1 protein-coding gene and 1 pseudogene are annotated in these 1179 nt (G+C 68.0%); both read left to right on the top strand.

What is annotated here, in order from left to right:
* Nucleotides 1-2: 2 nt before the first annotated feature.
* Entirely contained in the window at nucleotides 3-1088 is a 1086-nt protein-coding gene (locus C3486_RS36635; RefSeq protein WP_103837137.1) for an S-(hydroxymethyl)mycothiol dehydrogenase, read from the top strand.
* Nucleotides 1088-1179, top strand: a pseudogene (locus C3486_RS36640) (MBL fold metallo-hydrolase); the annotation flags it as partial. The gene C3486_RS36635 and the pseudogene C3486_RS36640, both read left to right, overlap by 1 nt.

The raw sequence follows: 1179 nt of genomic DNA on the forward strand, positions 1-1179 counted from the left end.
CCATGCCACAGGAAGTACGCGGAGTCGTTGCACCGGGGAAGAATGAGCCGGTGCGGGTGGAGACGATCGTGGTGCCGGATCCGGGGCCGGGTGAGGCCGTGGTGGCGGTGCAGGCGTGCGGGGTGTGTCATACGGACCTGCACTACAAGCAGGGCGGGATCAATGATGAGTTCCCGTTTTTGTTGGGGCATGAGGCGGCCGGGGTGGTGGAGTCGGTCGGTGAGGGTGTCACGGAGGTGGCGCCCGGTGATTTTGTGGTTCTGAATTGGCGGGCGGTGTGCGGGCAGTGCCGGGCGTGTGTGCGGGGGCGTCCGCAGTACTGCTTTGCCACGCACAATGCCGGGCAGAAGATGACGCTGGCCGATGGCACGGAGCTCTCCCCGGCTCTGGGGATCGGGGCGTTTGCGGAGAAGACGCTGGTGGCGGCGGGGCAGTGCACGAAGGTGGATCCGCAGGTGTCGCCGGCGGTGGCCGGGCTGCTGGGGTGTGGGGTGATGGCGGGGATCGGTGCGGCCATCAACACCGGCAATGTGGGGCGCGGGGACAGCGTGGCGGTGATCGGCTGCGGTGGTGTGGGGGATGCGGCGATTGCGGGGGCGCGGCTGGCGGGCGCGGCGAAGATCATTGCGGTGGATATCGATGACCGGAAGCTGGCGAAGGCGGAGTCGATCGGTGCCACGCACACGGTGAATTCCAAGGCGGTGGATCCGGTGGCGGCGATCCGGGGGCTGACCGGGGGGTTCGGTGCGGATGTGGTGATCGAGGCGGTGGGGCGTCCGGAGACGTACAAGCAGGCGTTCTATGCCCGGGATCTGGCCGGGACGGTGGTGCTGGTGGGGGTGCCGACGCCGGAGATGACGTTGGAGCTGCCGCTGCTGGATGTCTTCGGGCGGGGCGGGGCGTTGAAGTCGTCCTGGTACGGGGACTGTCTGCCCTCGCGGGATTTCCCGATGCTGGTGGATCTGCATCTGCAGGGCCGGCTGGATCTGGGGGCGTTTGTGACGGAGACGATCGGGATCGGGGACGTGGAGAAGGCGTTCGCGCGGATGCACGAGGGTGACGTGCTGCGTTCGGTGGTGGTGCTGTGATGGCGGCCCGGATCGAGCACCTGGTCACCTCCGGGCAGTTCTCCCTGGACGGGGGCACCTGGGACGTCGACAACAACGTCTGGATCGTCGG

The sequence above is a fragment of the Streptomyces sp. Ru73 genome (genome assembly GCF_002920575.1).
Lineage (GTDB): Bacteria > Actinomycetota > Actinomycetes > Streptomycetales > Streptomycetaceae > Streptomyces.

What these genes read in the sequence shown, in the direction of transcription:
- C3486_RS36635 (WP_103837137.1), top strand. Translation starts at nt 3, where the DNA reads ATGCCACAGGAAGTACGCGGAGTCGTTGCACCGGGGAAGAATGAGCCG.